Raw genomic sequence first — 7,604 nt, forward strand, 5'->3', positions numbered from 1 at the left:
CGGTACGACAGGCGGGTTCGAATTCGTCGTCGAGGACCTCACCGGCCGCGGCAGCACGGCCCTCAACGATGCCACGCAAGCGGTGATCGCCGAGGCGCGCAAGCAGCCGGAAATCAATCCGCAGCAGCTGTTCTCGCCGTTCTCGACCTCGACGCCGCAGTTCAACTACAATCTCGACCGCGCCAAGGCGAAACTGCTCGGCCTCAACCTGCCCGACGTCTTCAACACGCTGCAGATTTATCTCGGCTCGCTTTACGTGAACGACTTCAACCTGTTCGGCCGCACCTTCCGGGTGACCATCCAGGCCGACAAGGATTCTCGTGCGGGTGCCGCCGATATTTCACGGCTCTATGTGCGCAATGCCTCCGGCGGCATGGTGCCACTCAGTACGCTGGGCAAGCTCGTGCCGTTCGTCGGCCCGGAAACCGTGCCGCACTACAACAACAATGCCTCGGCCACCATCAATGGCGGCGCCGCGCCCGGTTATTCGTCGGGCCAGGCGGTCGCCGCCATGGAGCGGGCCGCGGCGACCGCGCTGCCCAGGGATTTCGGTTTCGAATGGACCGGCATCACCTTCCAGGAGCTCAAGGCTGGATCGATCGCGTCGGTTGTCTTTGCCCTCGCCATCGTCTTCGTCTTCCTGATCCTGGCGGCGCAGTACGAGAGCTGGGCGATGCCGTTCATGGTGCTGCTGGCCGTGCCTCTCGCCCTGTTCGGCGCGTTCGCCGCACTTTGGGTGCGTGGCATGCAGATCGACGTCTATTCGCAGATCGGCTTCGTCATGCTGATCGGCCTGGCGGCCAAGAACGCCATTCTGATCGTCGAGTTCGCAAGACGGCGGCGCGAGGAAGGCCTCACCATCGTCGAGGCATCGATGGAGGCCGCCCGGCTGAGACTGCGGCCGATCCTGATGACCGCGTTTGCCTTCATCCTCGGCGTGGTGCCGTTGATGATCGCCACCGGCGCGGGTGCCGCAAGCCGTCAGTCGATCGGCACCACCGTGTTTGGTGGCATGGTCGCGGCGACCGTCCTGTCGCTGGTGTTCGTGCCTGTCTTCTACGCGGTCATCGAACAGCTGCGCGAACGGCGCGGCGGCGACGAGCCCGCCTCTCAACACACTGAACCAACGGCCAAACCCGCCTTCCCTCCCCTGGCGGAAGCGGCCGAATAAGATTGGAGAATCATCATGCGTAAATGGAAAATCGCGTTGGGAACGGCTGTCGCGCTGGGTGCGATCTCGGTGGCCAGCGTCCACCTGCTGGACATGGGCAATCTCAGCCTGAATGCCGGCACGGCCGGGGCCGCGCCCGCTCCAGCCGCGTTCGTCATGCCGGTGCCGGTGGCGAGCGTCGTCAAGAAGACGATCCCGATCTACCTCGACTATGCCGCGCGGACCGAGCCGATCCGCAGCATCACGCTGCAGGCGCGCGTCCCTGGCTACCTGCAGGAACAGACGGCGCAAGACGGCGCCGATGTGCGGCAGGGCGACACGCTCTACAAGATCTCGCCCGACGACTTCCAGGCCGCGCTCGATCAGGCGAAGGCCCAGGTGCAGCGCGATACGGCGACGCTCGACTATGCGCGTTCCAATCTTGGCCGCGGTACCGAGCTTGCCAAGAGCGGTTACCTGGACAAGGACAGCTTCGACCAGCGCACCAGCACCTTGCGCGAGGCGCAGGCGTCGCTGGCGCTCAACCAGGCCGCCGTGCGCACGGCCGAGCTCAATTTGAGCTACGCTGAAATCCATGCGCCATTCCCCGGACGCCTGGGCCGCAACCAGGCCTCCGTGGGAACGCTGGTCAGCGTTGCCGGCACCGTGCTCAACACGCTGGTGCAGCTTGATCCGATCTACGTCACCTTCAATCCAAGCGAGACGGATCTGGCGCAGATCGAGGAAGCGCGTGCTGCCGGCCCAATCGAGGTCGAGGTCCTGCTTCCGGGTGAGACCGAAGCCCACCAGAAGGGCGAGCTCACCTTCATCGACAACACGATCGATCACTCGACCGGCACGATCACCACACGCGCCACCATCGGCAACGCCAAATTCACGCTCTTGCCAGGCCAATATGTTCGCGTGCGGCTGCACGTCAAACAACAGCCCGATGCGCTGATGGTGCCGCAGGTCGCGCTGGGATCAAGCCAGCTCGGCAAATATCTCTACGTCGTCGGCAAGGGCAATACGGTCGACCAGCGGCTGGTTTCGCTTGGGCCGACCAGCGGCGACATGGTCGCCATCCTCAGCGGCGTCGCCGAAGGCGACCAGGTGATCACAGGCAATCTGCAGAAGATCGGCCCCGGAATGCCGATTTCGCCCCTCCCACAGAAACCGGCTACCTGACTCCCCCGCAGGCCCGGTTTCCGCGCGGCGCCCTCGACCCTTTCTCAGGTCGCGGGCGCCGTTTTCACGAGCAGACCGACCAGAGCGGCGACGTCGGCGCGATCGGCCTTTGCCGGCGGCATGAAGGCGCAATAGGGGTGCCCCAGGCGCACCGAGACGGAAGAAAGCGCAATCAGCCGGCCCGCATCCAGATCGGCCTGGGCCATCACCCGCTGTCCAAGGGCAATGCCGAGGCCCAACCGAGCCGAGGCTATCGCCAGGCTTGAGAGGCCGACGCGGCGCCCCTGCGACGGGTCGGGCGACCGGTTGCCGCCGCATGCCGCGAACCAATCGGCCCAGCTCGGGTGCGAGGCATAGTTCGGCCCCCAATTGGTGTGGATGAACAGGCTCTCATGCAGATCGGTGAGGCCCGTATCGCCATTGCCGTGCCGCTGCCAGAAGTCCGGCGCGCAGACCGGCAGCACATCGTCATGGACCAGGCGGACCATCCGCAGGCCGGGATAGTGATAGTCGCCATAGCTGATGCGCAGGTCGACGTTCTGGCGCATCAGGTCGATCGGATCATCCTCGGCACGCACGTCGATCGCCATGTGCGGGAAGGCCTCGAGGAGCACGGCCAGCCTCGGCGCCAGCCATAGTTCGGCCAGCGAGAATGGCACGCTGACGACAAGCCGTGTCCTCAGGCCGCCTTCGAGCATGCGCTGGCCGATGGCGGCAATGTCACCGAGCGCACGCGCCGTCTGCGGATAGATGGCGTGGCCGGCGTCGGTCAGCGCGATGCGATTGCCGGTGCGCACGAACAGTTGCTTGCCGAACCAGGTTTCGAGATTGCGGATCTGCTGGCTGACCGCCGCCGAGGAGACGCCAAGCTCGCTCGCGGCCAGTGTGAAGCTGCCGGCGCGGCCGGCGACCTCGAAGGCCTTGATCGCATTCAACGGCGGCAGCCGGTCCACATCAGCCTCCAGAAGTTTTTCTTGGCCAATCCTAATAATTTTCCACGTTGAGAGAAAGAATTTTTTGCCGTCTTCTGTGCCCAACCTTGGAGCTTCCCGATTGGAGCATACGACATGGAAGACATTCTCGACCTCGACCGCTATCCGCTCGATCGCGAAGGCAGCCCCGAATGGGATCGCCTCGTCCAGCAGTCGCTCGCCGCGCTCGCAGCCGACGGCATGTTCAATCTCGAGGGCTTTCTGCGGCCCGGTATCGCCGAACAAGCGGTGCGGGAAATCAAGCCGGTCATGGACACGCGGTCCCATGTCCACAAGCGTTTGCACAACATCTACTTCAAGCCCAGCATTCCGGAATTGGCACCCGATCACCCCGCGCTGCGCAAGGTGGAAACCATCAGCCACACCGTCTGCGCCGACCAGATTCCCGGCAGCATGGTGATGGCGATCTACGAATACGAACCGCTGGTGCGTTTCCTCGCCGCGACGATGGGCAAGGCCAGGCTGCATGTCATGCAGGATCCGTTGGCACGCGCCAATGTGATGGCCTATCGCGCCGGCGAAGCGCTGAATTGGCACTTCGACCGCTCGGAATTCACCACCACGCTGCTCCTGCAACAGGCGGAGCGCGGTGGTGACCTGGAATACCGCACCGATCTCAGATCGGATGAGGATCCAAACTATGACGGCGTTGCCAGACTGCTCGAAGGGCGTGATCCCGAGGCCAGGGTCCTGCGTATGAAGCCCGGTACGCTGAACGTGTTTCGCGGCAAGAACACCGCGCATCGCGTCACCACGGTCGAAGGCGACCGCGAACGGATGATCGCGGTGTTCTCCTACTATGAGAAGCCGGGCGTGATGTTCAGCGATGAGGAGCGTGTCGGTTTTTATGGCCGCGCGGCTTGATTCAGCCCAGCCGGCCGGGCTGCCAAGCAAAGCTCAGAAATTCGAGCATGGCCTCTTGTTAGATTGTCGACAATCTGATTGTCTTGCCTTCTGTTCTCGCTGGAGTGGGCCGAATGGTGAAGACGGAGTTCAGCCCGATTGCCGACACGACGCGCCGTGCCGAAATCGTGGCACTGCTGCGGCGCGCGATCCTGACCGGTCAGCTCGAGCCCGGCCAGAAGCTCAACGAGCTCCGGATTTCCGAACAGATGCGGGTCAGCCGCGCGCCGCTGCGCGAGGCGATGCGCGAGCTGGTGCAGGAAGGCATCCTGACCAGCATCCCCTATGCCGGCACCTTCGTCATCAATGTCACCGCCAAGGACATCGACGATGCCTATTCGCTCAACAAGGTGCTGGACGAGTTCGCCATCGAGCGGATGTGGAAGCAGCGTGACCAGCGTTTCCTGGACGAGCTTGACCGGCGCCACGAGGCGGTGAAGCAGGCGACGCGCGAGCGCGACACCACAAGGCAGATCGAAACCGCCCTGCAATTGCATGGCCTGATCCATGAATGGGCCGACAATTCGGTGCTCCTGGAAACCTGGCAAAGGCTGACCAGCCGTTTGCAGATGTACTTCGCCCTGCACCAGCAGGCGCGCAAGGAAGCCGTGCCGGCCGAAAATGTCCATGAGACCTATGTGGCGCTGCTCAAGGGCGACGACATGCGTGCCGCCCAGCGCCATGCCCGCGAGCATATCGACCTCGATTTCGAAGAGCTTCTTGCCTATGCGCGCGGCCTCGAACGGCGCCCGTCGAAAGGCGCCTGATCCCTCCCATCATCGCGGACAATGGATACCCACGTGCAGATCGAAACCATCAAAGCCTATCGCGTCGTGCAGCCCTTCGTGGACGGCCCCTATCGCATGTCCAAGGGGCGCGTGGCCGACTGCTTCGACGCCGTGATCGTGTCCATCACCTCCGACAGCGGGTTGACCGGCTGGGGCGAGATGGCGCCGCTCGGCAATTTCTACTCGGCCGCCTTCCCGGCCGGCACGAGAGCCGGCGTGCCGGAGATCGCACCGCACCTCATCGGCCAGGACCCGTGCGGGCTGGCCAGCATCGGCCGGCTGATGGACACCGTGTTCAAGGGCCATCCCTACATCAAATCGGCGTTCGACATGGCCTGCTGGGATCTGGCGGCGCGCGCGGCCGGCGTGCCGCTGGTGACGCTGCTCGGCGGCAAGGAAAGCGACACGGCGGAACTCTACAAGGTCGTCACCCATGGCACGGTCGATCAAATGGCCGCACTTGCCAAGCGCATCGTCAAGGACGGTTTCCAACGGCTGCAGGTCAAGGTCGGCGGCAATGTCCATGACGACATCGAGCGCGTCACGGCGGTCGCCGCCTCGGTGCCGAAAGGCACGGTCATCTTCTGCGACGCCAATGCCGGCTGGACACCCTACCAGGCGCGGCAGTTCGCCGATGCCACGCGGGCGATCGACTACACGTTCGAGCAGCCGTGCACGACGATCGACGAGAACATGTCGGTGCGCCGCATGCTCGACAAGCCGATGGTGCTCGACGAATCCGTCACCTCGCTCGAGGCGATGCTGGAAATCCATCGCCTCGGCGCGGCCGACGGCCTGACGCTGAAGATTTCGCGGCTCGGCGGCGTCACCAAGACCCGGCTGATCCGTGACGTCGCCGTCGATCTCGGCTTCATGATCACGGTCGAGGACACCGGCGGCGCCGAGATCGACACATCCGCCATGGCGCATCTGTCGCTGTCGACGCCGGAGGAGCGGCGGCTGCATGCGATCGCCTTCCATGAATGGGTGACCGTGCGCACCGCGTCGAACGCGCCGCCGGTCACCGGCAGCCGCATGGGCATTCCCGACGGGCCGGGCCTCGGCATCGACGTCGTTCCCGACCTGCTCGGCAAGCCTTTCTTCGAGGTCAGCCGGTGAAGATCCGCAGCATCAAGGCGACGCCTATCAATCTTCGCCTCGAAGCGCCCTATGCCTGGGTGTTCGGCGAACTCGACGGTTTTTCGCCGACCATCGTCGAAGTCGAGACCGAGGACGGCCTTGTCGGGCTGGGCGAAGCGCCGACGCCGGCGGCGGCGGCCATCATCAACGATGGTCTCGCCAAACGGCTGGTCGGCCGCGACGCCTTCGACATCGCCGGCGCCGAGCATGTCAGCCTGCCCTTCTGGACCGGCGTGCAGTCGATCAACGACCGCGCCCGCATCATGGCCTTCGGCGCCATCGAGATGGCGCTTTGGGACTTACGCGGCAAGGCATGGAACCAGCCGCTCTACCAATTGCTTGGCGGCGCCGTGCGCAAGGACATCCCGTTCACCGACTACTTCTCGCTGCGCGGCAATGGGGCTGGTGTAAAGGGCGAGACGACGCCGGAAGCCGTCGCCGACTATTGCGTCGAACTGCACGAGACGCATGGAACGACCTTCTTCGAAGGCAAATTCTCGACCCAAGATCCGAAAGTCTCGCTGAGAATGGTCGAGCTGATCCGCGAAAAACTCGGCGACGAGGCGATGATCCGCATCGATTCCAACCAGGCCTATTCGCTGGCCACGGCGCGGCGGCTGGCGCGGCCGCTCGAAGATCTCGGCGTGCGCAACTGGGAGGATCCGGTGGCCACGATCGAGGAGATGCGGCAGTTGCGACAGCATTGCTCGATCCCGTTCTCGACCCACAACATCGACATTGCGCGCGCCATGGACCTCAAGGTTCCGGACGCCTTCGTCGGCAATCCGACGGCGCACGGCGGCATCGGCCGGATGCTGCGGTTCGTCGGCGCCTGCGAGCACGCGGGCATCGATTTCTGGTGCTACAGCGGCGACAGCGGCATCGGCAGCGCGGCCTACCTGCACCTGTGCGCGGCGCTCGGCTGGATCCGGGAGCCGAACCAGTCGCTGTTTCGCATGCAACCGATTGACATCACCGAGCAAGGGCCGTTTTCGCCCGAGAACAATACGGTGCGTGTCCCGGAAGGCCCGGGTCTCGGTGTCACATTGTCGCGGAAAAATCTCGCGGCCTGCCATTGCGACTTCGCCGAGAACGGCCCGTGCAACAAATATCACGACCCGGCCAAGCCCGGGACATATCGCCGTTTGCCGCTGAACTAGGAGTACGAGACGGGAAAGGAGACGGAATAAGAGTCCGCCGCCGCGCGCGGATGGCGACGGCAGGACCGGACGGATGGAAGCATTGCCTCAAGAAAATCTGAGCCGCACGCCGGAAGGATCGGATGGACCCAGAAAAACCGCATGCTACAGTCCCGGTCGACTGACATCGTTGATGGCCGGGACAGGAGAACTCCACGGACTTTCGTCAACTGAAAACACATTCATCAACCATAAGAAACAGGGGAAAGGGTTAAACCCATGATCAAGAACTACCGCATTCTCG

At 63.9% G+C, this 7,604-nt stretch carries 7 protein-coding genes; 6 read left to right on the forward strand and 1 reads right to left on the reverse strand.

Features of this window, described 5'->3' with window-relative positions:
- Positions 1 to 1,171: efflux RND transporter permease subunit (locus EOA36_RS20690; protein WP_145969238.1), on the forward strand; the 1,171-nt coding region annotated here is incomplete at its 5' end.
- 15 nt (positions 1,172 to 1,186) lie between these two features.
- A complete protein-coding gene (locus EOA36_RS20695) occupies positions 1,187 to 2,338 on the forward strand; it encodes an efflux RND transporter periplasmic adaptor subunit (RefSeq protein ID WP_127279204.1) in 1,152 nt (383 codons plus the stop codon).
- A 44-nt stretch (positions 2,339 to 2,382) separates the two neighbouring features.
- Here EOA36_RS20695 and EOA36_RS20700 read toward each other — a convergent pair whose 3' ends face one another.
- Positions 2,383 to 3,291, reverse strand: a complete 909-nt coding sequence (locus EOA36_RS20700; RefSeq protein WP_127279205.1) for a LysR substrate-binding domain-containing protein — start codon at positions 3,289 to 3,291, stop codon at positions 2,383 to 2,385.
- Positions 3,292 to 3,405: 114 nt separating this feature from the next.
- Here EOA36_RS20700 and EOA36_RS20705 point away from each other — a divergent pair, with 114 nt between their 5' ends.
- From EOA36_RS20705 to EOA36_RS20720, 4 genes are all read left to right on the forward strand, one after another.
- On the forward strand, positions 3,406 to 4,194 hold the full coding sequence (locus tag EOA36_RS20705; RefSeq protein WP_127279206.1) for a 2OG-Fe(II) oxygenase: 789 nt from the start codon (positions 3,406 to 3,408) through the stop codon (positions 4,192 to 4,194).
- A 113-nt stretch (positions 4,195 to 4,307) separates the two neighbouring features.
- Positions 4,308 to 5,000 (forward strand): GntR family transcriptional regulator, encoded by a 693-nt coding sequence (locus EOA36_RS20710; protein WP_127279207.1) that lies wholly within the window; start codon positions 4,308 to 4,310, stop codon positions 4,998 to 5,000.
- A gap of 33 nt (positions 5,001 to 5,033) precedes the next feature.
- Positions 5,034 to 6,140, forward strand: coding sequence for a mandelate racemase/muconate lactonizing enzyme family protein (locus tag EOA36_RS20715; protein WP_127279208.1), 1,107 nt, complete (start codon positions 5,034 to 5,036; stop codon positions 6,138 to 6,140).
- Complete coding sequence (locus EOA36_RS20720; RefSeq protein ID WP_127279209.1) at positions 6,137 to 7,321, forward strand: mandelate racemase/muconate lactonizing enzyme family protein; 1,185 nt, start codon at positions 6,137 to 6,139, stop codon at positions 7,319 to 7,321. The genes EOA36_RS20715 and EOA36_RS20720 overlap by 4 nt, the downstream gene beginning before the upstream one ends.
- The last annotated feature ends 283 nt before the right edge of the window (positions 7,322 to 7,604 follow it).

This window comes from Mesorhizobium sp. M8A.F.Ca.ET.021.01.1.1 (genome assembly GCF_003998025.1).
GTDB lineage: Bacteria > Pseudomonadota > Alphaproteobacteria > Rhizobiales > Rhizobiaceae > Mesorhizobium.

Bases quoted from the DNA above. Each gene is read 5' to 3' on its own strand.
- EOA36_RS20695 (WP_127279204.1), top strand. From the start codon at position 1,187: ATGCGTAAATGGAAAATCGCGTTGGGAACGGCTGTCGCGCTGGGTGCG.
- EOA36_RS20705 (WP_127279206.1), top strand. From the start codon at position 3,406: ATGGAAGACATTCTCGACCTCGACCGCTATCCGCTCGATCGCGAAGGC.
- EOA36_RS20710 (WP_127279207.1), top strand. From the start codon at position 4,308: ATGGTGAAGACGGAGTTCAGCCCGATTGCCGACACGACGCGCCGTGCC.